Here is a 23,754-nt window from a genome sequence, read left to right on the forward strand (position 1 = left end):
ATAGTGGCTTACCCGCTACACCCCGGTTAGTGAGCGTCAACGTCGAGCGACGGGTCGTCGACCCGGGAGACGCCGACCACGTCGAGCAGGCCTGGCAACTCAAAGAGCGCATCCGCTCCCGGGACGGTGTGCTCCGCCAGCGCCGCGGGTTCTTCGAGAACGCCTACGAGCGCTCGACCGTCTACCTGTTCGTCGACCGCGCCGACCGCGACGCGATGGTCGGCTTCGCCGCGGTCCGCCGCGACGGCTACATCCTCTTTCTCGCCGTCGACTCCGAGTACCAGGGGGAGGGCTTCGGCGAGGCGCTGGTCGCCCGCGTCGCCGAGGACTACAGCTCCGTGACCTGCCACGCCCGGACGACCAACCGCGACGCCCTCCACTTCTACCAGCACATCGGCTTCTCCATCGAACGCCGCATCGACAACTACTACGAGGACGGCGGCGACGCCTACTACCTCAAACTCGGCGAGGAGGAAGGGCTGGCCGACCGCCTCTCGAAACTGCTCGGCGGGTAGCCGGCCGCGGTCGGGCCCGGGTACGGACGCCGTGTCAGACGAGGACGAACGTGACGAGCAGTCCCGCGGCCGTCGCGAACGCGACCGACGGGCCGCCGCTGTCGTAGGCGTCCGGCATGATCTCGACTGCGAGCGACGCGAGCACGGCCCCGCCGCCGGTAGCCCGGACGAGCGCCAGAATCGTCTCGCCGACGCCGGCGAACGCGACGTATCCGACCACGACCGCGCCCGCAAGTCCTCCGGCCGTCGCCGTCCAGAGAACGAGCGTCCTGACCGGTGACCGACCGGATTCGGACATCTCGTCCGCGCCGGCGATCGCCTCGGGGAGGTTGTTCGCGGCGACGCCGACGAGGATCGCCAGCGGTTCGCCCGCCGGGCCGCCGACGAGGGCGACGCCGAGCGTGACGTTCTCGGCCAGGCCGTCGAAGACGACCGCCGCGAGGAGCGCCCGCCCGTCGGCACCGCCGGTCCCGACGCGGTACTTGACCGCGACGTACAGGCCGGTCCCGGCGAACAGGGCGAGCGCCGTGCGGACTGGTCCCGCGGTTCGGAAGGCCGGTTCGAACAGTTCGAACGCGAGGCCGGTGAGGAGCGACCCGCTCGCGAAGGCGAGCAGCGCGCCGACCCAGCGGCCGGGCGGCGGTCGATAGATCCCGACCGCGGCGCCGGCGACCAGCGGGAGCGCGGTCCCGATCCCGAACAGGAGGGCCTGGAGGACCATCCGTCGGATCGCCGTTCGGCTCCGCGGCGGAAAACGGGCCGGCCGGGACACGCAGTCGGTGAGCGAAACCGCTTTCACGCCCGGTCCGAAACCGGGTAGCCGTGCAGGAACAGACGCGGGCGTACCTCCGGGGGCGGTTCGGCGACCACTACCGTCGGTCGGAGCTGTCGCCGCCGCCGGAGGCCAACGAGCGCGAGTGGGGGTACATCCCCTGGACCGACGGCCCCGGCGAGACGATGATCCGCCACCGCTCGCTGCTCGACATGGGCAACCTCGAGGAGTTCCTCGCCCGCGAACGCCCGAAACACGTCTACTTCTCCGCCGGCCGCTACGAGAGCCCCGGCGCGAGCTCCATGGGCGAGAAGACCTGGCGCTCCTCGGACCTGGTCTTCGACCTCGACGCCGACCACCTCCCGTCGGTGACGCTGGGCGAGGACAGCTACGCCGAGATGCTCGCCAAGTGCAAGGACGCGCTCGTTCGCCTGCTGGACTTCCTCGACGACGACTTCGGCTTCGAGGAGATGACCGTCGTCTTTTCCGGCGGCCGCGGCTACCACGTCCACGTCCGCGACGAGACGGTTCAGGAGCTGGGGAGCGACGCCCGCCGGGAGATCGTCGACTACGTGCGGGGGATCGGGCTGGACCAGGAGTACGTCCAGACCAGCGAGATGCGCGGCGGCGTCAGCCGGCGGGTCGTCGAGACGAGGGGCGGCTGGGGCCGGCGCGTCCACGAGCACCTCCTCGAGTTCGTCGACGAACTGCTCGCGATGGACGACGACGAGGCGACGGCGCGACTGCAGGAACTCGACGGCATCGGCGAGGGGCGCGCCGATACCGTCTACGGCGCCCTGGAGAACAACGCCGAGGCGCTGGAGGCCGGCAACGTCGAACTCGGCGGCGTCGGGCTGCGGACGCTGCTCGACGCGTTCGTCGCGGAGGTCGTCGACGAGCAGAACGCGCCCATCGACGAGCCGGTGACGACGGACGTGAACCGCCTCATTCGCCTGCCGGGGAGTCTTCACGGCGGGAGCGCGCTGGAAGTGCGCCGCATCGACCGCGCGGACCTCGAGGCGTTCGATCCGCTGGTCGACGCCGTCCCGGAGACGTTCGTGGGCCACGAGATCAACGTCGAGGTGACCACGCCCGGGGAGGTCGAACTTCGTGGCGATAGCTTTAATCTACAGGCGGGAGTCCGTTCCGTTCCGGAGTACCTCGGCGCGTTCCTGATGGCCAGAGGTCGCGCCGAGAAGGCACCAGAATGAGGACCGAACCGCGATGATGGACCTGAACGAACTCCAGTCGGCCCAGAGCCGCGAACGGCAGACCGACAGCCTCCAGCAGCTGCGGGAGTCGTTCTACAAGGACGCCGGCGAGTTCATCCAGCAACTGCATCGCGAGCGCGAGCGCGCCGCCGAGGAGGCCGACGACCCGTGGGACGCCCCCGAGGTCAACCGCCTCAGCGACGACATCGACACCGCGGAGGGGACCGTCGAGGCAATCTACGAGCGCCGCGTCGGCAAGATCGTCAAGATGGCGTCGCTCGCCGCCGCCGACATGCCCACCGAGGACGAGGGGCTCACCACCGAGGAGCGGTCGCTCTTCGAGACGCTGGTCGGTGCCATCGAGGAGAACCGCGCGCGAGTCGAGGCCGTCATCGACGGGGAGAACCCCGCCGCGGCGGCCGCCGACGTGGACACCCCGGAGCCCGCGGCCGGAGCGAACCAGGCCGACCCAGCGGACGCGGACCCGGCAGCCGACGCCGGCCCGACGGACGCCTCGGCTGCGGACCGGGCCTCGGAACCGTCGCCCGCCGACGGCGACCGACGCGACGTACCGGGCGACCCCGACGAGCTGGGTGACGCTCCCGGGACGGCGCCGCCGGCGGACGCACCGTCGGCGGACGCGCCCGCGGACGACTCGGCGCCGAGCCCCCCGCCGGACGCGCCCACCGAAGCGTCCGGCGTCGACGCGGCCGACCTGATGGGCGACGGTTCCGAGACGGCCGAATCGGTCGACTCGGGCGAGCAGTCACCCGACGACGACCCCCGCGACCGGCCGCCCCAGGCCGACGGCGGGTCGAGCGCGGTCGACCCGGCGACCGACGCGCCGACACCGCCACCCGGCGGCGGTGGAGGTGAGAGCCCGGACGCGGACTCGACCGACGCAGGCGCCGAGTCGGATCCGTCGGTCGACCGCGCGACGGTGAAGATCACGAGCGACGTGGGCGAGATTTTCGGCGTCGACGACCGTTCGTACGACCTCACCGCCGAGGACGTGGTGACGCTGCCCGAGGCCAACGCCGGGCCGCTCGTCGAGCGCGACGCGGCCGAGCGACTGGACTGAGGTCTCTCTCTGCGGAGTCGACGCGAGAATCGACTGTCGAGCCGCGGCTGGAGGGGTTCTGCTCGCGACCGGTCAGGTCGGGTCGGGTCGCGATCCGAGCGTGAGTTCGACCGTCTGTTCCTCGCCGTCGCGGAGGACGGTCACGTCGATGGTGTCGCCGGGGCTGGTCTCCAGCGCGAGGAAGCTCGACAGCGCCCGACTGGTCCGGATGGTCGTGTCGTCCAGTGCGACGACCACGTCGCCACCGGTGTCGACCGACTGGCCGTCGATCGCAGTCGACCCGGTCGTCCCCCGGAGGACGCCGTCGGAGGGGCCGCCGTCGCGGACGACCGCGATGTAGACGCCGACGCGCTCGTCGACGCCGTTGGCCTCGGCGAGGTGCGGCCCGACCGTCTGGAGGCGCACGCCCATGTACGAGTGCTCGTAGCCGCCCGTCTCGAGCAGCGACGGCACCACCTGGCGCACGAGCGGCGCGGAGATGGCGAAGCCGATGTTGTCGCCGCCGCCGGCGTTGACGACGCCCGCGACGGAGCCGTCGAGCGTGACCAGCGGTCCCCCGGAGTTGCCGGGATTGACCGGCGCGTCGGTCTGGATCGCGTCGGGGATCGTGAAGTCGTTGGCCGCCGGGAGCGTCCGGTCGACGCCGCTGACGATCCCCGCCGAGACGGACCCGGAGTAGCCGAAGGGGTTGCCGATCGCGATCACCTCGGTCCCCACCGCGGGGTCGGACTCCCGGAGCGCCAGCGGCTCGGCGCTCTCGGGTAACTCCTCGACCGAGAGGACCGCCAGATCGCTGTACACGTCGGTCCCCCGGACGGTCGCGTCGAGCCAGCCGCTGTCGTCGAACCGGAGGTAGATGCTCTCGGCCCCCTCGACGACGTGCTGGTTCGTGACGACGTGGCCGTCGCTGTAGACGAAGCCGGTGCCCTGCGAGGGGCTCGGCCCGCCGGTGTACACCTGGATCTGGGCGACGGAACCGACCGTCGAGCGGTACACGTCGGCGTAGGAGCTGTCGGCGTCGGCGTCGAACCGCTCGAAGTCGCCGGCGGTGCCGTCCGCGCCGCCGTCGCCGCCCGGGTCGGGAGCGGGCGTCGACGGGTCGGGGTCGACGGGCGTCGTGTCCTCGGGGTCGCCGCCGAGGATCGAGTCCGAACAGCCGGCGATCCCGGCCGACAGCGCCGTCCCGCAGACGGCGAGGAACCGTCGCCGCGACGAGTCGGAGTCTTCCATATCGGCACGTAGGAGACCAGCCGAATAAAACCGCGGACGGGCCGGGCGGTCGGGTTCGCGCCGTTCGTGCTCGGGGGCGGCGGCCGATTCCAGAGAGTCTCTCCCCCTGAGTCGGGTTTTTGAACGCGAGCGGTCAAGCGGTGGCGACCGAATGGCACGTCCCGACCCACACGGCAGTTTCGACGAGATCCGCGAGGAAGTCGACGGCCACCCGATGCTCAGCCTGTTCCGCTACGCGACTCCCTACTGGGTGCCGCTGGCGCTCGGCGTCGTCTCGACGATGGTCAACCGCGTCGCGCGCCTGTTCCCGGCGCTGCTCATCGCGGCCGCCATCGACCTCGCGGTCAACCCCTCCGGCACCGCCAGCAGCGTCCTCTCGGCGGTGGGCATCGTCCCGGCCGAGCCCGTCCCGCTCGACCACACCGCCGCCCGGCTCGACCTGCTGTACTACCTCGGCGCGCTCGCCGCTGGCGCCTACGTCGTCCAGTCGATCAGTCACTTCGGGTCGCGCTATTTCTTCCAGACGACCGCCCAGCGCATCCAGCACGACCTGCGGCTGGACACCTACGACCACATGCAGCGGCTGTCGCTCGACTTCTTCAACAACCACCAGACCGGCGGCATGATGTCCATCCTCAACAGCGACGTCAACCGGCTGGAGGACTTCTTCAACGCCGAGATACGGGAGATCACGCGGGCGATCATGATCTTCGCGCTCGTCGGCGGGTGGATGATATACACGGCGCCGTGGCTCGGCCTCCTCGTACTCGTCCCGGTGCCGATCATCGCGCTGGTGACGGCGAAGTTCATCATCTGGATCGAGCCGAAGTACAAGCGGATCCGCGAGCTGGTCGCGCGGATGAACACCCGGCTGTCGAACAACCTCGGCGGCGCGGCCATCGTCAAATCGTTCGACCGCTACGACGTGGAACGGGACCGCGTCGCCGAGCAGTCGGGCGGCTACCGCGACGAGAAGATCGACGCCATCACCGTCCGGAAGGCCTTCTTCGCCTCGCTGCGCCTGCTCGTCGGCGCGATGTTCGTGACCATCCTCGTCCTCGGCGGCCGCGACGCAGTCACCGCGGGCGGCCTGTCCGCCGGCGCCTTCGTCACCTACTTCATGTTCCTGCGCTATCTCGACGGCCCGATGACCCGGATCGGCAAGACCGCCAACAACTACCAGAAGGCCAAATCGAGCGCCGAACGCGTCTTCGGCGTCCTCGGCTACACCGCCGACGTGACGACCGCCGCGGACGGCCACGCCCCCGACTCGGTCGACGGCCGCGTCACGTTCGACGACGTGGACTTCAGCTACTCCGAGGGCGGCGAACGGATCCTCGACGGCGTCGACCTCGACGTCGAGGCCGGCGAGACCGTCGGCTTCGCCGGCACGAGCGGGTCGGGCAAGTCCACCCTGCTCAAACTCCCGCCGCGCTTCTACGACGTGGACGCGGGGGCGGTGCGGATCGACGGCACCGACGTTCGCGAGTTCGACCTGCAGACGCTGCGCAACCGGATCGGCGTCGTCGAGCAGGACCCGTACATGTTCTCCGGGACCATCCGCGAGAACGTCGCCTACGGCGACGACGAGCTGTTCCGGTCGGTGCTGGCCAACTACGACGATATCCCCGCCGAGGTCGACCGGCGCGTCCGCGAGGCCGCGGAGGCGGCCGGCGCCCACGAGTTCGTCACCGATCTGCCCGACGGCTACGACACGATGGTCGGCGAGCGCGGGGTGAAACTGTCGGGCGGTCAGCGCCAGCGCGTCTCCATCGCCCGCACGCTCCTGAACGACCCGGACGTGATAATCCTCGACGAGGCGACCTCGGACGTGGACACCGAGACGGAGGAACTCATCCAGCGCAACCTGGAGACGCTGACGGCCGACCGGACCGCGTTCGTCATCGCCCACCGCCTCTCGACCATCCAGGGCGCGGACCGGATCGTGGTCATGGACGAGGGCGAGGTGATCGAGACGGGTACCCACGAGGAACTCGTCGACCGCGGCGGGGCTTACGCGGGCCTGTGGGCCTCCCAGACCGACGAGACCGCCGCCCAGACCCCCGTCGGCGCCGACGACTGAGGCCCGCGACCGTCGAGAGGGGGCAAACTACAACACGGAGTTGCTCAAATGGGGCATCATGAGCCGATGGGTCGCGACGGACGAGTCGGGGCAGCCGGACTGGCGCCGGCCGGCGCTGCGGGTCGGCCTGGAGATCAGTCTGATCGCGCTCGTCGCGGCCTACGTCGCGGTCCACCTCTCCTCGCCGCTCGTCGTCGCGCTGCTCGTCGTCGCCGCCGTCGTCGGCTCGGCCGCGCTCCTGTTCCGCGCGCTCGACCGCCAGGCCTACGCGTGGGTCCGGTACGCGAGCCAGCGAGCGCAGGAGAACCAGCGGAAGAAGCGACAGGAACGAGAGAAGCGGCAGCGACGCCAGCAACGGCAGGGCGACGGGAGCCGACAGCGATCCGACGCCGAGGAGTGACTCCCCACTGGCGTCCTCGGCCCGCGACCTGCCGGTGGTCGTGCCATTAAGTGCGTCTGCTACGTACCCCAGAGCGACTATGGAACTGACCTGGTACGGCCACTCGACGTGGCACGTCACGGTGGGGAGTACGGACCTGCTGATCGACCCGTTCTTCGAGAACCCGAAGACCGACACCGACCCGGAGGAGCTCGACCCTGACTTCCTCCTGTTGACCCACGGCCACGCCGACCACATCGGCGACGTGGACCGCTACGAGGGGACGAAACTGGTCGCCACGCCGGAGGTCGTCGAGTACTGCCGCGACGAGTACGGCGACTTCGAGGCCGTCGGCGGGATGGGGATGAACCTCGGCGGCACCGTCGAGATCGGCGACGCCTTCGTCACGATGCACCGCGCCGACCACACCAACGGCATGGACACCAGCTACGGCGCCTCCGGCGGCATGCCCGCGGGCTTCGTCATCTCCGACACGAAGCCGACGCAGGTCGAAGACGAGGAGAGCGAGACGTTCTACCACGCCGGCGACACCGGGCTGATGACGGAGATGCGCGACGTGATCGGGCCGTTCCTCGAACCCGACGCCGCCGCCCTGCCCGTCGGCGACCACTTCACGATGGGGCCGATGCAGGCCGCGATCGCCGCCGACTGGCTCGACGTCGACCACGTCTTCCCGATGCACTACGACACCTTCCCGCCGATCGAGATCGACACGCAGGACTTCGTGAACGAGGTCGCCGGGACGGGGTCCGACGCCGAGGTACACGTCCTCGACGGCGACGAGACGTTCGACCTCTCGGAAGGCTACTGACCGACGACCGCCCGCGGCCGTCTCCGGGGCGCTCGACTCGCTTGGGCACCTTTTAGAAGGGGGCGGTCGAACGTCTTCGCGTATGTCCGACATCGAAGTCACCAGCGTCTGCGAGGAAGGGTACACGACCGAAAGCGAGATCGACGGCGAGTGGTCGCTGGTCGTCGACGCGCTCTCGGAGGACGGTCCGTCGCCGAATCAGGTGCTGGCGGCCGACTACGCCTCCTGTTACATCCCGGCCCTGCGCGTCGCCGCCGACCAGACCGGCTACGACGACATCGGCCACGTCGAGGTCGAGGTCGAGGCCGACCTGGACGAGGACGACGACCTCGAATCGATCGCCTTCACCGTCAAGACGGAGGCCGCCCTGGGCGAGGACGCTCAGGAGATCGTCGAACTCGGCGAGGATATCTGCCACGTCCACTCGGCGCTGACGGAGTCGCTCCACGCCGACATCTCGATCGAAGACGACGCGTTCTGAGACCGCCTCCGGACCGGTTCACCGCGTTTTTCGCGCCGCCTATCCCCGACGAGCGGCGACGCCGCCTGTCCCCGACGGTGACCACACGAGCAACTACGGGACTGTCGCATCGCGGGACACCGGAAACGGTGGCACGGGAGGAGAATTCGGAGAGAAGCGAATCAGGCCGCGACCTCTTCCTCGTCGGTCTCGTCGCTGTGGACGCGTTCGACCACGTCGTTGACGATGACGATGTCGCCGACCGCCTGTACCCAGCGGTAGGGGACGATGACACCGCGGGACTGTGATACGTCCGGGCCGAACAGCTCCGTGTTGATCTGGTGGAGCGCGAGGCCGGTCACCTGCTCGACGTCCAGGTCGAGCCGCAGGTCCTCGACCTCGCCGACGAACACGCCGTTTTTGGTGTAGACTTCCCGCCCCACGAGCGTCGTGATCTCCTGTGGCGCCGTCTCGGGATTCATATGCCGTAACTCGGCTGGCGGGGTCTTAAATTCTTGTTCTGTGTCTGACGCCGTCCCCGAATTCCCGTCCGTCGAGCGTCGTCCGTCCGTCTGACGGACACGACGCCGTGGCGGTTAAACGGGAGCGGCCCCTACGGGACGGCGATGAGCGAAGCCAGCGACGACCGGACCGACGAGGAACTCGAACGGATCCGCGAGCGGAAACGGGAGCGACTCGAATCGGGGGAGAGTTCGACGCTCTCGGACGACGGGGCGGCCGACGGGTCCAGGGCCGACGCCGATGCCGCGGCCGCCCCCGACGAACCGGTCCACGTCGAGACCGAGGCCGAGTTCGAGGAGACCGTCGCCCAGGGAGTCGTGCTGGTCGACTTCCACGCCGACTGGTGTGGCCCCTGCAAGATGCTCGAACCGATCGTCGCGGACATCGCCGAGACGACCGACGCGACCGTCGCGAAAGTCGACGTGGACGCCCACCAAGGCCTCGCCCGCGAGTACGGCGTCCAGGGCGTCCCCACGCTGTTGCTGTTCGTCGACGGCGAACCGGCCGAGCGCCGCGTCGGCGTGCAGGACGAGGGGGCGCTCCGCGATCTCGTCGCCCAGCACGTCTGACGGCGACGGACCGCGGAGGAGGTGACGGCGGGGTCAGTCCATCGTCGCGTCGCCCACGTCGATCGGGTCCTCGATGTCGCCGGTGACGGATTCGAGCAGGTCGGTGACGGTGACCATCCCGATCACCTCGCCGTCCTCGATGACGAGGGCGAGTTCCTGGTTCTCAGCCTGGAACTGGTCGATGGCGTCGCTCACGTCCACGTCGGGCGAGAGCGTCATCGGCGGCGCCGCCAGGTCCTCGAAGTCTATCGCCTCGTCGTTCGCGAGGTCCTCGCGGTGGCCCGCGAGCACGGGGAGATAGAGGATCCCGCGGAAGTCGGAGAGGTCATCGCCGACCAGCGGGTATCGCGTGTGAGGGTTCTCCTCCATGCGGCGGAAGTTCTCCTCGGCGTCGACTTCGGTCGACAGCGTGACGATGTCGTCGGCGGGGACCAGCACCTCGCGGACGGGGCGCTCGCCGATGTGCAGCGCGTTCATCACCTCGTCGCGGCGCTCCTCGCTGAGTTCGCCCTCTTCGAGGACCGACCCCATCTTGTTGCGCAGGTCGGCCCGGGACTCGATGACGTCTTCCTCGGTTTCGAGCCACGCGCCGGTCATCTCGATGCCGAACAGCCCCAGCGTCCCCTTGGCGACCCAGTCGCCGAGGGTGATCAGCGGGGAGATCGCCCAGTTGAACCAGTACAGCGGCGCCGCGCCGTACCGGCAGACCATCCGCGAGCGCTCGACGCCCAGATACGTCGGCGTCTGCTCGCCGTGGGTGAGGTGGACGAGGTTGATGATCAGGAACGCGATGATGGCGCCGGCGCCGATGGTCGCCAGCCGCGTCCCCTCGAACAGCGGGTTGAACAGCGCCGCCAGCGCCGGCTCGGCGACGATCCCGACCGCGATACTGGAGGCGGTGATCCCCACCTGGCAGGTGGTGAGGTAGATCTCCAGGTTGTTGGTCATCTCCCAGGCCCGTTCGAGGGCCGCGCTACCGTCGACGAACTCCTCCTCGGTGAACTGCCGCGCCCGGGTCAGCGCGAACTCGATCGCGACGAAGAAGCCGTTTGCGAGGATCAACCCGACGCCTGCGATCAGTCGGGCCCACACCTCCAGGGAGGTCATCGAGCTGTGCGCCTGCGCTACGCCGACACCTGCGATCAACCGGATCCAGGTCTCCAGGGCGGACATCGCCGCCGGCTTCTCCTTCGAGGGTTATAGAAGCGGCGGAACGCTCAATTCGGCCACGTATCGGCCCGATAGGCGTTTCCGGGCCGATTTCTCCGTTCGGCAGAGCCGTCCTGAAAGGTTATGCCATTGCATCCCACAGCCACGGGTATGCCTTCGACGCTGGTCCATCTCGCCTTCGGCGGGATGATCGCCGCCGCGCTGCTGGGGTCGGCCTTCGACCGCCGGTCGCTACTGGTCGTCCTCGCTGTCGTCGCCGCGCCGGACCTGGACTCGTTTCTCGCCCTCGCGTTCGTCGCCGGCCACCGCACGCTCCTGCACACTTACCTCATCCCGATCGCCGCGGGCGCGCTGCTGTACGTCGACCTGCGCGTGCGCGACCGCTCGTTCGTCCGCGGGCGCTGGGGACCGGAGGGCGTCCGCCTCGCGTGGGTCAGCGTCGTCGCGCTGGCGTTCGCGGGCATCGGGCTGGACTTCGTCGACCACGGCGTCAACCCGCTGTGGCCGCTCCACGACCAGTTCTACGTCCTCGACGGCCGCTTCGAGGTCTCCGACCAGCGCGGGATCGTCCAGAGCTACGTCGACCTGAGCCCCGAGACCGAGCAGACGGGCCCGCGCAGCCGCGGCTCCTCCCAGGAGGTCAACATCTCGACGGGCGTCGACCCCAATCCCGGCGGGGAGGGCGGCGGCCCCGACCCGGACACCGTCGAGGACCCCGAGCGGATGTTCCCGGTCGTCCGCCACGGCTGGCAACTGGCCATCCTCGTCAGCGGGACCGTCGTGACGGCCGCGCGGCTCGGACTCGGCGAGGTCGAGGAGAACTGAGCGACCGCGACCCCCTTCTCAGAGGTCCTCGGGCAGGCCCTGGCCGGCGGCGTCGACCGAGATCACGTCGTCGACGGCCTCGCGGGCGCTCGCGGAGTCCTTGAGTCCCGTCCCCGTCGCGACGGTGACGACGCGCTCACCGGGCGCGACGGTGCCGCGCTCGACCGCCGCGCGGACGCCGGCGACCGCCGCGGCCGAGGCCGGTTCGGCGAAGACGCCCTCGCACTCGCCCAGCAGTCGTTGAGCGTCGAGGATCGCTTCGTCGGAGACGACGACGGCGTCGCCGCCGCTCTCGGCGAGCGCGCGGCAGGCCTTGCCCGCGTTGTGCGGGACGCCCACGTCGATGCTGTCGGCGGTCGTGTCCTCGCCGTCGAGCGCCCCGTCCGCGACCGCCCCGCCGTCGGGCGCTGCGGCGTCGCTGTCGTCCGATTCGGCGACGAACCGGTCGTAGATGGCGGTCGCGCCCTCGGCCTGGACGCCGAGCAGTCTCGGCGTGTCGTCGACGACGCCGAGCCGTTCGAACTCCCGGAGGCCCTTCCAGACGCCGGCCAGCGAGCAGCCGTTGCCCATCGGCATCGCGACCCAGTCGGCGTCGGGAGCCTCCTCGGCGAGTTCGAACCCGAGCGTGCGCTTGCCCTCGACGGCGTAGGGGTTCATCGCGGCGTTGCGGTTGTACCAGCCCCGCTCGGCCGAGACCTCCCGGCAGAGCTCGTAGGCGTCGGCGTAGGTGCCGTCGACGCCCAGCACGGTCGCGCCGTAGAGCCGCGGCTGGACGGCCTTGGCCTCCGGGAGGTCGGCGGGGACGAAGATGCGACAGTCGAGGCCGGCGCGGGCGGCGTAGCCGGCGAGGGAGGCGGCGGCGTTGCCGGTCGAGGCGCAGGCGACCGTGTCGTGGCCCTGCTGGCGCGCCCGCGAGACGGCGACCGCGCTCCCGCGGTCCTTGTTCGAGCCCGTGGGGTTGGTCGTCTCGTTCTTGACGAGGGCGTCGACGCCGAGGGCGTCGCCGAGCGCGGGCGCGTCGAGGAGGTCGGTACCGCCGGCGCCCAGCCTGACGGGGTCGCCGTCGACCGGCAGGAGGGGTTCGTAGGTCCACAGGTCCTCCGTCGGGCCGTCGAGGACACCGGCGAGTACGTCGCTGAGGGCGTCGTAATCGTAGCGCACGTCGAGGATGCCCGCCACGCCGTCGTGTTCGGGGCAGGTGTACTCGACGTCGGCGGGCGCGTACCGGCGCCCGCAGCGTTCGCAGGCCAGGGCCTCGACGGGTGTCATGGGGTTGCCTTGGCCTACCTGTCGTTCCGACCGTCACAAATGCCTTCTGGCTTTTCGGCGTCGCGGACGCAACCGACCGGCACCGACCCCGCAAACGAGATTATGCGGGCTGGCCCCCAACCGGGCGAGCATGAGCCTCTTCGCAGAGTTCCACGTCCCGTCGGCCGACTTCGCCCTGTTCGAGACGCTCGACCGGCTCCCGGATCTCGTCGTCGAGATCGACCGCGTCGCGGCCGCCGACGAGCTACTCACTCCCTACTTCTGGGTCTCCGCGGTCGAGATCGACGAGTTCGAGGCCGTCGCCGAGGGCGACCCGTCGATCGAGGACCTCCGGCGGCTCGACGACTTCGAGTCGGCGTCGCTGTACCGCGCCACCTGGACCGAGAACGTCGACACGATGGTGTACGCCTCGACGCAGGCCGGCGCGACGATCCTCGAAGCGAAGGGGCAACACGGCGTCTGGGACATCCGCATCCGCTTCGACGACCGCGATCCTCTGGAGGCGTTCCAGAAGTACGCCCAGCGGTTCGACATCTCCTTCGACCTCGTGAAGCTCTACGAGACCGAACACCCGCGGACCGGCAGCCAGTACGGCCTCACCGAGAAGCAACACGAGGCGCTCAACACCGCCTGGGAGCTGGGCTACTTCGAGGAACCGCGCGAGGCGACGCTCGCGGAGGTCGCGGCCGAACTCGACATCACGCGCCAGTCGCTCTCGCAGCGACTCCGTCGGGGCCACCACGCGCTCGTCGCCAACACCATCCGCGTGACGCCGCTCGCGGCGGAGAAAGCGTAGCCGCACCGCCCCTCCCTGATAAACCCCTGACGTGGGCAGTACGAAAGCCGACCCGGACGCCGCCCCACGATCGGTGTATGGAGTCACAGCCGACAGCGGCTTCGAACCCGGTAACGGACGCCTTTGGACTGTTAGGTCATCGATACCGACGCTACGTGGTGCGGACGCTCGACGACCACGGCTGCGAACTGACGCTGGCGGACCTGGCCGACGAGACGGCCCGCCGGGAGCACGACCGGCCCGTGAGCGAGATCGCCTCCGAGACGGTCTCGGAGATCTACCTCGCGCTGTACCACACGCACGTCCCGAAACTGGCCGACGGCGACGCCGTCCGATACGACCAGGACCACGACATCGTCGACCCGCGCGAGCGCGTCGAGTCGCTCGCGCAGGTGCTCGAAGTCGTCGGGTAAGCGCGGCCTGTCGCGGACGGTGTTCGACGGACCCGGCGGGCGCGCTCGGCGACCGCGCTTCCCCGTGATTGATGTACCCGCTCACCGACCGGACTGGTATGAACGAGGGGCTGCGCGTGCGCGAGCGCCTCGGCGTCGCCGACGCCATCACGCTCGGCAACGCCGTCGTCGGGTTCGCCGCCGGCGTCGTCGCGCTCTCGGACCCCCGCCTCGCCGCCCGACTCGTCCTACTGGCCGCCATCGCCGACGCGCTCGACGGGATCGCAGCCCGAACTTTCGGCGGCACCGAGGTCGGTCCGCTGCTGGACTCGGTGACCGACGTGGTGTCGTTCGGCGCGACCCCCGCGCTGCTCGTCGTCGGCATCGCGGGCGCCGAGTGGGGGTGGCTGGGCGACGGGATCGGGGCCGCACCGCCCGCACAGGCCGTCGCGGCCGTCGGCGTCGGGGCCGTATTCGTCGTCTTCTCGGTCCTGCGGACCAGCCTCTACAGCGAGTTCGTCGGCGAGGGGGAGAACCGCCCCGGCATCCAGAACACGCTCGGCGCGACGATCCTGGCCGCCGCCTACCTCGCCGGGTTGACCTGGGTCCCGGGCCTGCTCGCCGTCGCCGTCGTCCTCTCGGTGGCGATGGTCGCGCCGGTCCCCTACCCGAAACTGCTGGCCCGCGACGCCGGAGTCCTCGGCGTCGTCCAGGCCGCCGCCATCCTCGCGCCGCTGGCCTACGGTCGACTTCTCCCGCGATTCCTGCTCGTCGCGGCGCTGGGGTACATGTTCCTCGCGCCCCGATTCTACTGGGGGGAGTGACGCCGCCGACCGCCGGCTGCCCGCTCGCTGGGGAACCTTTTTGCACCCGTCAACCGACACGCCGATCGTGGTTTACGAGACCGGCAACCGAACGATAGACGACGCCGTCGAGCGCGTGCTGGCGGGCGAGCGCCTCGACCGCCGCGACGGACTGGCGCTGATCGCACAGCCGGTCGAGGAGCTGGCCGCGGCGGCCGACGCCGTCCGCGCCGAGTTCGGCGACGGCACCGTCGACGCCTGCTCGATCGTCAACGCCAAGGCCGGCGACTGCGCCGAGGATTGTGGCTTCTGCGCCCAGTCGGTCCACTTCGACACCGGCATCGACAACTACGGCTTCCTCGGCCCCGAGAAGATCCTCGAAGCGGCGAAGCGGGCCGAGCGCGACGGCGCCCAGCGGTTCGGCATCGTCGTCGCCGAGAAGGGCGTCTCGAAGGAACACCGCCCGGAGGAGTGGGAAGAGGTCCTCGAAGCTATCCGACTGGTCCGCGACGAGACCGACGTGGAGGTGGACGCATCCCTGGGCATCCTCACCGAGGAGGAAGCCGAGATCCTGGCCGACGAGGGACTCAACCACTACAATCACAACATCGAGACCTCCCCGAACTTCTTCCCCGAGATCGTCGACAGCCACGCCTTCGAGGACCGCGTGGAGACGCTGGAAGTCGCGAAGGAGGCCGGCATGGACCTCTGTGCGGGCGTCATCCTCGGCATGGGCGAGAGCCCGACCGACCGGGTCGACGCGGCGGTCGCCCTGCAGGACGTGGGCGTCTCCTCGCTCCCGGTGAACATCCTCAATCCCGTCGCGGGCACGCCGCTGGGCGAGCGGTTCGACGACGGCGCGGCGATTTCGACCGAGGAGATCGTCTCGACAATCGCGGTCTACCGACTGTTGCACCCCCACGCGCGGGTGCGGCTGACCGGCGGCCGGGAGGCCAACCTCGACGCTGACGAGCAACACCTGCCGTTCGAGGCCGGCGCCGACGGGATGCTCACCGGCGACTACCTCACGACCGAGGGCCAGTCGCCCGCCGACGACATCGAGGTCGTCGAACGCGCAGGGCTTGAGCCCAACACCGAGGCCAACGACTTCGACCCGGCCTCGGTGAAGGCGCGTCACGCCGACGGCGGGACGGACGCTCCGAGCGAACCCGACGGTGGTGACGCGGGCGACGCGGAGACGGCTGCCGGCAGCGCGACCAGCAACGTTTCGGACTGACGACGACAGCAGACGGTTTCAGACACACACATGGACGACGACGTGACATTCGCGGTACTCGGCACTGGCGGCATCGGCAGACGAACGCTCGACGTGGCCCGGCACAAGGACGGTCTGACCCCGGTCGCGGCCTGCGACCGCAACGGCGTCGCGGTCGACCACGATGGCCTCGACGTGGAGGAACTGCTCGACGCGACGGAGGGCAACATCGCCTCGGGTCCCGAGGCCGATGGCGACACGCCCGCGACGCCGACCGACGACTACGCGTCGGACGGCGGTCTCGCGAGTCACGCGAGCGAGACCTCGTCAGAGCCGGGCTCTGACGGCGGAGCCGCCGCCGTCGAGGGCGGTTCGGTCGGCGACGGGACCGCCAGCGACGGCGTGAAACAGGCCGGGGAAGACGCCGGCATCGTCGCCAGCGCGCAGGGCGAACCCACCGAGACGCCGATCGACGACGTGATCGCCGAGAGCGACGCTATCGACGCTGTCCTGCTCGCACTCCCGAACCTCGAACACGACTTCATTCCCCGGGTCGCCGAGCGGTTCGCCGACGCGAGCTACGAGGGCGTCCTCGTCGACGTGCTCAAGCGCTCGCGGGTCATCGGGATGCTCGACGACCGCGCCGACACGCTCGAATCGAGCGGCATCACGTTCGTCTGCGGCGCGGGCGCGACCCCCGGCTTCCTCACCGGCGCGGCGGCGCTGGCCGCCCAGTCGTTCGTCGAGGTCGAATCAGTCGAGATCTGGTGGGGCGTCGGTCTCAAATCCGGCTACGAGGACAACCGCGGCACCGTGCGCGAGGACATCGCCCACCTCGACGGCTACGACATCGAGCGCGCCCGGGAGATGAGCGAGGCCGAGATCGAGGACCTCATCGAGGAGCACGACGGCCGATTGGAGTTCCACGACATGGAGCACGCCGACGACGTGCTGCTGGAGCGCGCCGGCATCTGCGACGCCGAGGACGTGTCGGTCGGCGGGGTGCTGGACGTGCGCTCCGACGAGAAACCGACGACGACGACCGTCCGGGTCACCGGCACGACCTTCGACGGGGAGCGCGGCACCAACACCTTCGAACTCGACGACGCGACGAGCATGGAGGCCAACGTCAACGGGCCCGCGCTGGGCTACCTGAAGGCCGCCGTCCTCCGCAACCGCGCGGGCGACTACGGCGTCTACGGCCCCGCGGAAGTCATGCCGAGCTTCTGAGCGGCGCTTTGAGGTCCCCCGCGGCGTCGTGCTTCCCGTTCGCACGGTTCGACCAGCGTTTAGTCCCCCGGCCGCGCAGGTCGGTCATGGTCGACATGGAGCCGTTCTGCGAGTACTGCGAGTTCGGCGGCGACCGGGTGTACCTGCTCGTGGCGCTCGCGCGGGCCAAGGAGAACGAGGGGACGACGAGCAACGCGGCGCCGGCGATCCGGAAGGTCGTCGAGAGCGAGGGCGAACTCGCCCGGAAAGCCGCCGAGCTGGCCCACGCCGCGAGCCGGTTCGACGAGCGGTTTCGCCTCTACCTGACCGCCAACGCCCGCGACGCGTTGAAGGCGACGTTCGAACTCCGGCGGTCGATGGACGACTGGCTGGAGGGGCGGATCCACGGCGACGAGGGCGTCCGCGGGAAGTTCAAGCGGGTCGACGGCGAGTTCCTGTCGACGCTGCAGTCGGACGCCTGCCGCGACGAGACGAACTTCGTCTTCGATCTGGACGACGCGACCGCGGCCGACCGCGACACGCTCGTCGAGGACCTGCGGGGCCACACCGAGGTCGCCCTCACTCGCGAGACGCCGAACGGCTACCACGTCGTCACCGAACCGTTCAACTACAACGAGCTGACGACCGCCGTCGAGTACGAGCTGAAGACCGACGGGATGGTCTTCGTCTCGTATCTGGACGGGTAGTTGACCCTGTAGGTGCGGTCGCGTCCCTGTTGGGCTGGCGCGGCCGACCGAAAGGACGAGGGGCGAGCGGCCCGCGCTCCCGGGTATGACCGAGCGCGGTTTCGACCTCGACGCGCGACTGCGGGAGCGCGAACGCGCGGGGCTGCGGCGCCACCTCGACCCGGCCGAGTCCGTGGGTGCGCGGACACGATTCAGCCCCGATCCGCGGGGCGAGGCGCCGGACTACGGCGACCAGTCGCTCGTGTTCGCCTCGAACAACTACCTCGGGCTGGCGAGCGACCGCCGGGTCCTCCAGGCCGCCGAGAACGCCGCCCGCGCGGTCGGCACCGGTGCGGGCGCCTCCCGCCTCGTCACCGGCGACACCGGCCTCCACCGGGCGCTCGAACGCGATCTGGCCGACTGCAAGGGCTGTGAGCGGGCGCTCCTGTTCTCCTCGGGTTACGCCGCCAATATCGGAACCATCGAGGCGCTCGCGCCGGACGTGGTGTTCTCGGACGAACTCAACCACGCGAGCATCGTCGACGGCTGTCGCGTCGGTGCGGCGGAGACCGTCGTCTACGACCACGCCGACCCCGACGACCTGCGGGCGAAGATGGCCCAGCGAGCGGCCGGCTCGCTCGACAGCGGGACCGAGGAGGAGTGGCTCGTCGTCACGGACACGGTGTTCTCGATGGACGGCGACGTGGCGCCGCTGGCGGCGATCTGCGACGCGGCCGAGGCGTTCGGTGCGTGGGTGATGGTCGACGAGGCCCACGCGACGGGACTGTTCGGCGACGGCGGCGGCGTCGTCCAGCGGGAGGGACTGGCCGACCGCGTCGACGTGCAACTCGGCACGTGCTCGAAGGCCCTGGCGAGCCAGGGCGGCTACGTCGCCGGCGACGAGGCGCTCGTGGAGTACCTCTTGAACGCCGCGCGCTCGTTCGTCTTCTCGACGGGACTGGCGCCGCCGGCGGTCGGCGCCGCCCGCGAGTCCCTGCGGATCGCCCGCGAGACCGACCGGGCCGAGCGGCTCTGGGAGACCGTCGCGACGCTTCGCGAGGGGCTGGAATCGATGGGGTACGAGGTACTCGGCGAGACGCAGATCCTCCCGGTGCTGGTCGGCGACCGGGAAGACGCGGTGGAACTGGGGGAGCGACTGGCCGACCGCGGGGTCGAGGCGCCGGCCATCCGTCCGCCGACGGTTCCGGAGGGGACCGCCCGCATCAGGGTCGCGCCGATGGCCACCCACACCGACGAGGAGGTGGCTCGCTGTCTCGACGCCTTCGAGGCCGCCGGTCGGGAGGTGGGACTGCTGTGAGCGACGACCGCACGGAGCCCGTGGCGGAACTGTCCGGCGAGAGCGTGTCGGACTTCGCGGTGGTCGGCACGGACACCGGCGTCGGGAAGACGGTCGTGACGGCGGGACTGGTCGGCTGGCTCCGGGGTGCCGGCGTCGACGCCCGCGCCGTCAAACCGGCACAGACCGGGTATCCGCCGGACGACGACGCCGGCTTCGTCGCCGACGCCTGCGGGACCGACGCGGCCGCGACCTGTCTCGAACGGCTCGAACCGGCGCTCGCGCCGGCCGTCGCCGCCGAGCGCGAGGGAGTCGACCTGTCCTACGACGCGATCCGCGAGGGGTGCGAGCGGGAACTCGCCGACGCGGCGGTCGGCGTCGTCGAGGGGATCGGCGGGCTGCGCGTCCCGCTGGCCGACGACCGGGAGGTCGTCGACCTCGTGGCAGACCTCGGAGTGCCCGCGCTCGTCGTCGCGCGCTCGGGCCTGGGGACGCTCAACCACACGGCGCTGACCGTCGAAGCGCTCGAACGCCGCGGCTGTGCGGTCGAAGGGATCGTTCTCAACGAGTACGAGGGCGCCTCGGTCGCCGAGCGGACCAACCCCGACGTGCTCGCCGACATGACCGGCCGTCCGGTGTGGACGCTGCCGCCGCTAGGAATCGACGAGCCCCGCGACGCCGTCACCGGCGTCCGCGAACGGCTCCCGACGGACGCGTTTCCGACCGGGTGAGCGGCTCCGACGGTGCGTGGTTCTCGACGGCGTGACGACTCCGGCCGAATACCGCGTCTTCGGCCGGACGAGACGCCGGCTGTCGTGTGGAGATCCAGCGACAAAGGGGAACGGTGGGGCGAGACGCCCCAGCGTGTGACACTACGGAGCCAACTGGCTCCATCGGAAACGAAGGTTTCCGAGAGTAAAAGTGTACGCGATCGTTCACGGTCGAGTATCGTCCCGTTATCGGGGTAAGAACGCGTTACCCGAAGTAGTCGGATCCACCGACCCGCCGGGGACCGATAGCGAGGACCGTTTCGGGTCCGTCGGCGGCCGGGCGACGTGCCGTCACTCCTCGTCGGTGTCAGTGTCCTCGTCGGTGTCGGGGTCGTGGTCGCTCCCGGCGTCGGGATCGGCGCCGAGGCCCAGTTCGCCGTCCGCGAGCAGTCCCTCCAGATCGGCGTGGTCGGCGAGAAGGTCGACCATCCGCTCGACGGTCTCCGGGTCGCGGGTCCGGCCAGTGGAGATCACTTCCTCGACGCGGTCGATGGTCACCCTGGTGTCGGACTGGACGAGCAGGACCGGCACGTCGGCCTCGGCCGCCTTGCCGAGGATGGCGCCCGAGGGCCTGAGCCCGCCGGTGAGGACGATACACTCGATGCCGGGGGCTTCGAGCGCGGCGGCCTGGATCTCCGAGCGGTCGCCGCCGGTGACCATCGCGGCGTTGCGCATCCGCCGGAAGTGCCGCAGGGCCTCGTCGCTGCCCATCGCGCCGACGGCGAACCGCTCGACGAAGCCGTCGGTCGACGCCTCGGGGTTGAGGAGGTCGGCGCCGAGCGCGTCGGCTAGGTCCGCGACGGTGACGCCGGCGAGTTCCTGCACGCGCGGGACGATGCCGAGGACGGGGATGTCCCGCGCTTCGAGGAACGGCACCACGTCCGTGTTCAGCGAGTCGAAGTTCGCGTCGGCGACGGCGTTGAACAGCACGCCCGCGAGCCGCCCCTCGAACTGCCGGGCGGCGGCGAGCACGCCGTCCACGTCGGCCGGGTTGGCGTAGCCGCCGACGACGACCGTGCGCGCGTCGAGCAGTTCGGCCACGTCGGGGTCGGTCAGGCCGACGATGCCGCCGGTCTCCAGGCGGCCGCCCCCTTCGACGACGACCAGGTCGTAGTCGTCGGCGAGCGCGTCGAAGTGCTCGCGCACCCGCTCGCGGACCTCCCCGTCGCGGTTGCCGCGGATGGCCTCCTCGATGAACGCCGGGGAGTAGACCACGGGTTCCAGATCCGCCAGGTCGGCGTCGATGCCGAGTATCTCCCTGGCGAGCAGCGGGTCCTCGTCGCGTGTCTTGCCGACGGGGCTCTTGAGGCGGGTGCCCTTGGGCTTGAAGTAGGCCACGTCGAGGCCGCGGTCCTGGGCGAGTTTCGCGACGGCGATCGCGATGGCTGTCTTGCCGGTGCCTTCTCCGGTCGAAGTGACGAATATCGGTTTCATAGTTGCTCCTGGTCGATGGTGAGTCGCACGTCGACGGCCTGGGCACCGTCGGGGGTGGCGACGAGCGGGTTGATGTCCAGTTCCACGATGGCGGGGAAGTCGGTGACGAGCTGCGAGAGGCGCTGGATCGTCTCGACGACGCTTCCCTCGTCGACGGGGTCGCGGCCGCGGGCGCCCCGCAGCAGCGGCGCGGCGTCGATCTCGTCGATCATCTCGCGGGCCGACGCCTCGCTGACGGGCGCGAGCCGGAGGGTCGTGTCCTCCAGCACCTCGACGAAGATGCCGCCGAGGCCGAACAGGACGAGCGGCCCGAACTGCGGGTCGCGGTTCATGCCGGCGATGGTCTCGACGCCGCTGTCGAGGTCGACCATCTCCTGGACCTGCACGCCGAGGATCGTCGCGTCGGGCTGGTAGCTGCGGGCGCGAGTGACCAGGTCCTCGTAGGTGTCGCCCACTTCCTCTGGCGGGACGCCGACGGCGACGCCGCCGATGTCGGACTTGTGCAGGATGTCCGGGCTGACGATCTTCATGACGACTTCACCGTCTCCGTCGTCATCGGCGTCGTCTCCGTCACCCTCACCGCTCGCGCCGACGATCCGTTCGGCCGCCTCGACGGCGTCCGCGCGGGCGTCGACGATCTCGCCGTCGGGCGTCGGGATGCCGTAGGCGTCGAGCAGGCCCATCGCCTCGACGCCCAGCCGGTTGGTGTCCCGCCGGGCGGCCGATTCGAGGATCTCGCGGGCCGCCTCGCGGTCCACGTCGAAGGTCTCGGGCTCGGTGTACTCGCGGCGGCTGATCTCGCGGTACTCCCGGAGCGCGTCGAGGCTGCGGACCGCGCGGGCGGGGTCGAAGTACGTCGGGATGCCGGCCCGCGAGAGCCGTTCGTTCGCGTCGCGGGCCGAGGAACCGCCCATCAGCGTCGCGGCGACGGGCGTCTCGTACTCGGCCTGCAGGTCGACGACCGAGTCGGCCAGGTCCTCGTAGGAGAGCGTCGCCGTCGGGCAGGCGAGCACGACCGCGGCGCCGACGTTCGGGTCGGCCAGCGCGATGTCGAGCGCCTCCTCGAAGCGCTCGACGGGCGCGTCGCCGATGATGTCGACCGGGTTGTAGACGTTGGCCTCGTCGGGGAGCGCGTCCTGGAACCGTTCGACCGTGTCGTCGGAGAACGAGGCGAGCGAGAGGTCGGAGTCGCCCACGGCGTCGGTCGTCATCACGCCGGGGCCGCCGGCGTTGGTGACGATGGCGACGCCGTCGCGCTCGGGCAGGGGCTGGCCCGCGAGGATGGACCCGAAGTCGAACAGATCCTGGACGGTGTCGACGCGGAGCACGCCCGCCTGGTCCAGCGCGGCCTCGTAGGCCTCCTCGGAGCCGGCGATGGCGCCGGTGTGGGAGGCGGCGGCCGAGGCGCCGGCCTCGGTGCGGCCGGACTTGACGACGACGATGGGTGTGTCCGTCGAGACCTCGCGGGCCGACTCGACGAACGCGCGGCCGTCGACCACGTCTTCGAGGTAGCCCAATATCACGTCGGTGTCGGGGTCCTCGCCCCACTCGCGGACGAAGTCGGACTCGTCGAGGACGGCCTTGTTGCCCAGCGAGACGACGTTGTGGAAGCCGAGGTTGCGGTCGTTGGCCCAGTCGACGACGGCGGTGACGAACGCTCCGGACTGGCTCATGAAGGATATCGACCCCTCTTGGGCGTTCTCCGGGCCGAACGTGGCGTTGAGGCCGACGCTGGTGTTCATGATTCCCAGACTGTTGGGCCCGACGACGTTGAGGTCGTACTCGGCGGCCAGTTCCCGGAGCTCGCGCTCGCGGCGGGCGCCCTCGCTGCCGGACTCGCCGAAGCCGGCGGTGATGACGACCACGTCGCGGATCCCCGCCTCGGCGGCCTCGCGGATCGCGTCGAGGACGATGGGGGGCGGGACCACGACGACGGCCACGTCCACGTCGGGGACGGCGCCGACGCTGTCGTGGCTCTCCAGCCCCAGGACCTCGTCTTTCGTGGGGTTGACGGCGACCACGTCCCCCTCGAAGTCGGCGAGGAGGTTCGCCGTGATCGCCCGCCCGACCGACCCTTCCCGGTCGGTCGCGCCCACGACGGCGACTCGTTTCGGTCCGAACAGTGTCGCTAGTTCGCCCATCTACTCCGGAGTTCGCCCCGACCGATTTTATAAGCTAGCCCGGCTTCTCACATCGCAGGAAGACGCGAGGGTCGGTCGGTTCGGAGCGCGTC

Annotated in this window: 24 protein-coding genes; 17 read left to right on the forward strand and 7 right to left on the reverse strand. The window is 70.3% G+C overall.

Annotated features, from left to right (window positions below; all coding sequences use genetic code 11):
- Positions 1-29: 29 nt before the first annotated feature.
- Positions 30-515, forward strand: a complete 486-nt coding sequence (locus tag HZS54_RS18480) for a GNAT family N-acetyltransferase (protein WP_179918540.1) — start codon at positions 30-32, stop codon at positions 513-515.
- A gap of 34 nt (positions 516-549) precedes the next feature.
- Here HZS54_RS18480 and HZS54_RS18485 read toward each other — a convergent pair whose 3' ends face one another.
- Positions 550-1,236 (reverse strand): ZIP family metal transporter, encoded by a 687-nt coding sequence (locus HZS54_RS18485; protein ID WP_179918541.1) that lies wholly within the window; start codon positions 1,234-1,236, stop codon positions 550-552.
- Positions 1,237-1,337: 101 nt separating this feature from the next.
- Between HZS54_RS18485 and priS the strand changes: the two genes are divergently transcribed.
- Positions 1,338-2,498 carry a DNA primase small subunit PriS gene (gene priS, locus HZS54_RS18490; protein WP_179918542.1) on the forward strand — a complete coding sequence of 387 codons (1,161 nt, stop codon included), beginning with the start codon at positions 1,338-1,340 and terminating at the stop codon, positions 2,496-2,498.
- 16 nt (positions 2,499-2,514) lie between these two features.
- Positions 2,515-3,579: a DNA replication complex GINS family protein gene (locus HZS54_RS18495; protein WP_179923066.1), complete on the forward strand. Its 1,065-nt coding sequence runs from the start codon at positions 2,515-2,517 to the stop codon at positions 3,577-3,579.
- A 72-nt stretch (positions 3,580-3,651) separates the two neighbouring features.
- Here HZS54_RS18495 and HZS54_RS18500 read toward each other — a convergent pair whose 3' ends face one another.
- On the reverse strand, positions 3,652-4,809 hold the full coding sequence (locus HZS54_RS18500; RefSeq protein WP_179918543.1) for a S1C family serine protease: 1,158 nt from the start codon (positions 4,807-4,809) through the stop codon (positions 3,652-3,654).
- Between the two features lie 151 nt (positions 4,810-4,960).
- On the opposite strand from HZS54_RS18500, the gene HZS54_RS18505 reads away from it, so the two are divergent.
- The 4 genes from HZS54_RS18505 to HZS54_RS18520 all read left to right on the forward strand — a co-directional run bounded on the left by HZS54_RS18505 (position 4,961) and on the right by HZS54_RS18520 (position 8,584).
- Entirely contained in the window at positions 4,961-6,892 is a 1,932-nt protein-coding gene (locus HZS54_RS18505; RefSeq protein ID WP_179918544.1) for an ABC transporter ATP-binding protein, read from the forward strand.
- Between the two features lie 58 nt (positions 6,893-6,950).
- Positions 6,951-7,292: a hypothetical protein gene (locus HZS54_RS18510; protein WP_179918545.1), complete on the forward strand. Its 342-nt coding sequence runs from the start codon at positions 6,951-6,953 to the stop codon at positions 7,290-7,292.
- A gap of 79 nt (positions 7,293-7,371) precedes the next feature.
- A complete protein-coding gene (locus HZS54_RS18515) occupies positions 7,372-8,103 on the forward strand; it encodes a metal-dependent hydrolase (RefSeq protein WP_179918546.1) in 732 nt (243 codons plus the stop codon).
- 82 nt (positions 8,104-8,185) lie between these two features.
- Positions 8,186-8,584: an OsmC family protein gene (locus HZS54_RS18520; protein ID WP_179918547.1), complete on the forward strand. Its 399-nt coding sequence runs from the start codon at positions 8,186-8,188 to the stop codon at positions 8,582-8,584.
- A gap of 161 nt (positions 8,585-8,745) precedes the next feature.
- Here the strand turns inward: HZS54_RS18520 and HZS54_RS18525 are convergent, their stop codons facing one another.
- Positions 8,746-9,045 carry a PRC-barrel domain-containing protein gene (locus HZS54_RS18525; protein WP_179918548.1) on the reverse strand — a complete coding sequence of 100 codons (300 nt, stop codon included), beginning with the start codon at positions 9,043-9,045 and terminating at the stop codon, positions 8,746-8,748.
- A 144-nt stretch (positions 9,046-9,189) separates the two neighbouring features.
- Here HZS54_RS18525 and trxA point away from each other — a divergent pair, with 144 nt between their 5' ends.
- The gene (trxA, locus tag HZS54_RS18530; protein ID WP_179918549.1) at positions 9,190-9,654 is read left to right on the forward strand and encodes a thioredoxin; all 465 of its coding nucleotides are present in this window, start codon (positions 9,190-9,192) and stop codon (positions 9,652-9,654) included.
- A gap of 33 nt (positions 9,655-9,687) precedes the next feature.
- Here the strand turns inward: trxA and HZS54_RS18535 are convergent, their stop codons facing one another.
- Positions 9,688-10,761 carry a CNNM domain-containing protein gene (locus tag HZS54_RS18535; protein WP_179923067.1) on the reverse strand — a complete coding sequence of 358 codons (1,074 nt, stop codon included), beginning with the start codon at positions 10,759-10,761 and terminating at the stop codon, positions 9,688-9,690.
- A 213-nt stretch (positions 10,762-10,974) separates the two neighbouring features.
- On the opposite strand from HZS54_RS18535, the gene HZS54_RS18540 reads away from it, so the two are divergent.
- On the forward strand, positions 10,975-11,649 hold the full coding sequence (locus HZS54_RS18540) for a metal-dependent hydrolase (RefSeq protein WP_179918550.1): 675 nt from the start codon (positions 10,975-10,977) through the stop codon (positions 11,647-11,649).
- A gap of 18 nt (positions 11,650-11,667) precedes the next feature.
- On the opposite strand, the gene thrC is transcribed toward HZS54_RS18540, so the two are convergent.
- A complete protein-coding gene (thrC, locus tag HZS54_RS18545) occupies positions 11,668-12,918 on the reverse strand; it encodes a threonine synthase (RefSeq protein ID WP_179918551.1) in 1,251 nt (416 codons plus the stop codon).
- Positions 12,919-13,048: 130 nt separating this feature from the next.
- Here thrC and HZS54_RS18550 point away from each other — a divergent pair, with 130 nt between their 5' ends.
- From HZS54_RS18550 to bioD, 8 genes are all read left to right on the forward strand, one after another.
- Positions 13,049-13,714, forward strand: a complete 666-nt coding sequence (locus HZS54_RS18550; protein ID WP_179918552.1) for a helix-turn-helix domain-containing protein — start codon at positions 13,049-13,051, stop codon at positions 13,712-13,714.
- 77 nt (positions 13,715-13,791) lie between these two features.
- Positions 13,792-14,127 (forward strand): DUF7344 domain-containing protein, encoded by a 336-nt coding sequence (locus tag HZS54_RS18555; RefSeq protein WP_425484345.1) that lies wholly within the window; start codon positions 13,792-13,794, stop codon positions 14,125-14,127.
- Positions 14,128-14,225: 98 nt separating this feature from the next.
- Positions 14,226-14,930, forward strand: coding sequence for a protein sorting system archaetidylserine synthase (locus tag HZS54_RS18560; protein WP_179918554.1), 705 nt, complete (start codon positions 14,226-14,228; stop codon positions 14,928-14,930).
- A 67-nt stretch (positions 14,931-14,997) separates the two neighbouring features.
- Complete coding sequence (bioB, locus tag HZS54_RS18565; RefSeq protein WP_179918555.1) at positions 14,998-16,146, forward strand: biotin synthase BioB; 1,149 nt, start codon at positions 14,998-15,000, stop codon at positions 16,144-16,146.
- A gap of 30 nt (positions 16,147-16,176) precedes the next feature.
- On the forward strand, positions 16,177-17,355 hold the full coding sequence (locus HZS54_RS18570; protein ID WP_179918556.1) for a saccharopine dehydrogenase family protein: 1,179 nt from the start codon (positions 16,177-16,179) through the stop codon (positions 17,353-17,355).
- 86 nt (positions 17,356-17,441) lie between these two features.
- The gene (locus tag HZS54_RS18575; RefSeq protein WP_179918557.1) at positions 17,442-18,041 is read left to right on the forward strand and encodes a hypothetical protein; all 600 of its coding nucleotides are present in this window, start codon (positions 17,442-17,444) and stop codon (positions 18,039-18,041) included.
- A gap of 85 nt (positions 18,042-18,126) precedes the next feature.
- Positions 18,127-19,338, forward strand: a complete 1,212-nt coding sequence (locus tag HZS54_RS18580; RefSeq protein ID WP_179918558.1) for an aminotransferase class I/II-fold pyridoxal phosphate-dependent enzyme — start codon at positions 18,127-18,129, stop codon at positions 19,336-19,338.
- Entirely contained in the window at positions 19,335-20,048 is a 714-nt protein-coding gene (bioD, locus tag HZS54_RS18585) for a dethiobiotin synthase (RefSeq protein WP_179918559.1), read from the forward strand. The genes HZS54_RS18580 and bioD overlap by 4 nt, the downstream gene beginning before the upstream one ends.
- Before the next feature lie 330 nt (positions 20,049-20,378).
- On the opposite strand, the gene HZS54_RS18590 is transcribed toward bioD, so the two are convergent.
- Together HZS54_RS18590 and HZS54_RS18595 are read right to left on the reverse strand one after the other, a co-directional pair.
- A complete protein-coding gene (locus HZS54_RS18590; RefSeq protein WP_179918560.1) occupies positions 20,379-21,521 on the reverse strand; it encodes a phosphotransacetylase family protein in 1,143 nt (380 codons plus the stop codon).
- Positions 21,518-23,662 (reverse strand): acetate--CoA ligase family protein, encoded by a 2,145-nt coding sequence (locus tag HZS54_RS18595; RefSeq protein WP_179918561.1) that lies wholly within the window; start codon positions 23,660-23,662, stop codon positions 21,518-21,520. The genes HZS54_RS18590 and HZS54_RS18595 overlap by 4 nt, the downstream gene beginning before the upstream one ends.
- Between the last annotated feature and the right edge of the window lie 92 nt (positions 23,663-23,754).

It is taken from the genome of Halosimplex pelagicum (assembly GCF_013415905.1).
Taxonomy (GTDB): Archaea; Halobacteriota; Halobacteria; order Halobacteriales; family Haloarculaceae; genus Halosimplex; species Halosimplex pelagicum.

Excerpts from the sequence above, each read along its gene's own strand:
- HZS54_RS18560 (WP_179918554.1), top strand. The coding sequence starts at position 14,226 with ATGAACGAGGGGCTGCGCGTGCGCGAGCGCCTCGGCGTCGCCGACGCC.
- trxA (WP_179918549.1), top strand. The coding sequence starts at position 9,190 with ATGAGCGAAGCCAGCGACGACCGGACCGACGAGGAACTCGAACGGATC.
- HZS54_RS18555 (WP_425484345.1), top strand. The coding sequence starts at position 13,792 with ATGGAGTCACAGCCGACAGCGGCTTCGAACCCGGTAACGGACGCCTTT.
- HZS54_RS18580 (WP_179918558.1), top strand. The coding sequence starts at position 18,127 with ATGACCGAGCGCGGTTTCGACCTCGACGCGCGACTGCGGGAGCGCGAA.
- HZS54_RS18515 (WP_179918546.1), top strand. The coding sequence starts at position 7,372 with ATGGAACTGACCTGGTACGGCCACTCGACGTGGCACGTCACGGTGGGG.
- HZS54_RS18505 (WP_179918544.1), top strand. The coding sequence starts at position 4,961 with ATGGCACGTCCCGACCCACACGGCAGTTTCGACGAGATCCGCGAGGAA.
- thrC (WP_179918551.1), bottom strand. The coding sequence starts at position 12,918 with ATGACACCCGTCGAGGCCCTGGCCTGCGAACGCTGCGGGCGCCGGTAC.
- HZS54_RS18535 (WP_179923067.1), bottom strand. The coding sequence starts at position 10,761 with ATGACCTCCCTGGAGGTGTGGGCCCGACTGATCGCAGGCGTCGGGTTG.
- HZS54_RS18550 (WP_179918552.1), top strand. The coding sequence starts at position 13,049 with ATGAGCCTCTTCGCAGAGTTCCACGTCCCGTCGGCCGACTTCGCCCTG.
- HZS54_RS18495 (WP_179923066.1), top strand. The coding sequence starts at position 2,515 with ATGGACCTGAACGAACTCCAGTCGGCCCAGAGCCGCGAACGGCAGACC.
- HZS54_RS18570 (WP_179918556.1), top strand. The coding sequence starts at position 16,177 with ATGGACGACGACGTGACATTCGCGGTACTCGGCACTGGCGGCATCGGC.
- HZS54_RS18510 (WP_179918545.1), top strand. The coding sequence starts at position 6,951 with ATGAGCCGATGGGTCGCGACGGACGAGTCGGGGCAGCCGGACTGGCGC.
- HZS54_RS18590 (WP_179918560.1), bottom strand. The coding sequence starts at position 21,521 with ATGAAACCGATATTCGTCACTTCGACCGGAGAAGGCACCGGCAAGACA.
- HZS54_RS18485 (WP_179918541.1), bottom strand. The coding sequence starts at position 1,236 with ATGGTCCTCCAGGCCCTCCTGTTCGGGATCGGGACCGCGCTCCCGCTG.
- HZS54_RS18595 (WP_179918561.1), bottom strand. The coding sequence starts at position 23,662 with ATGGGCGAACTAGCGACACTGTTCGGACCGAAACGAGTCGCCGTCGTG.
- HZS54_RS18540 (WP_179918550.1), top strand. The coding sequence starts at position 10,975 with ATGCCTTCGACGCTGGTCCATCTCGCCTTCGGCGGGATGATCGCCGCC.
- HZS54_RS18520 (WP_179918547.1), top strand. The coding sequence starts at position 8,186 with ATGTCCGACATCGAAGTCACCAGCGTCTGCGAGGAAGGGTACACGACC.
- HZS54_RS18575 (WP_179918557.1), top strand. The coding sequence starts at position 17,442 with ATGGTCGACATGGAGCCGTTCTGCGAGTACTGCGAGTTCGGCGGCGAC.
- HZS54_RS18500 (WP_179918543.1), bottom strand. The coding sequence starts at position 4,809 with ATGGAAGACTCCGACTCGTCGCGGCGACGGTTCCTCGCCGTCTGCGGG.
- HZS54_RS18525 (WP_179918548.1), bottom strand. The coding sequence starts at position 9,045 with ATGAATCCCGAGACGGCGCCACAGGAGATCACGACGCTCGTGGGGCGG.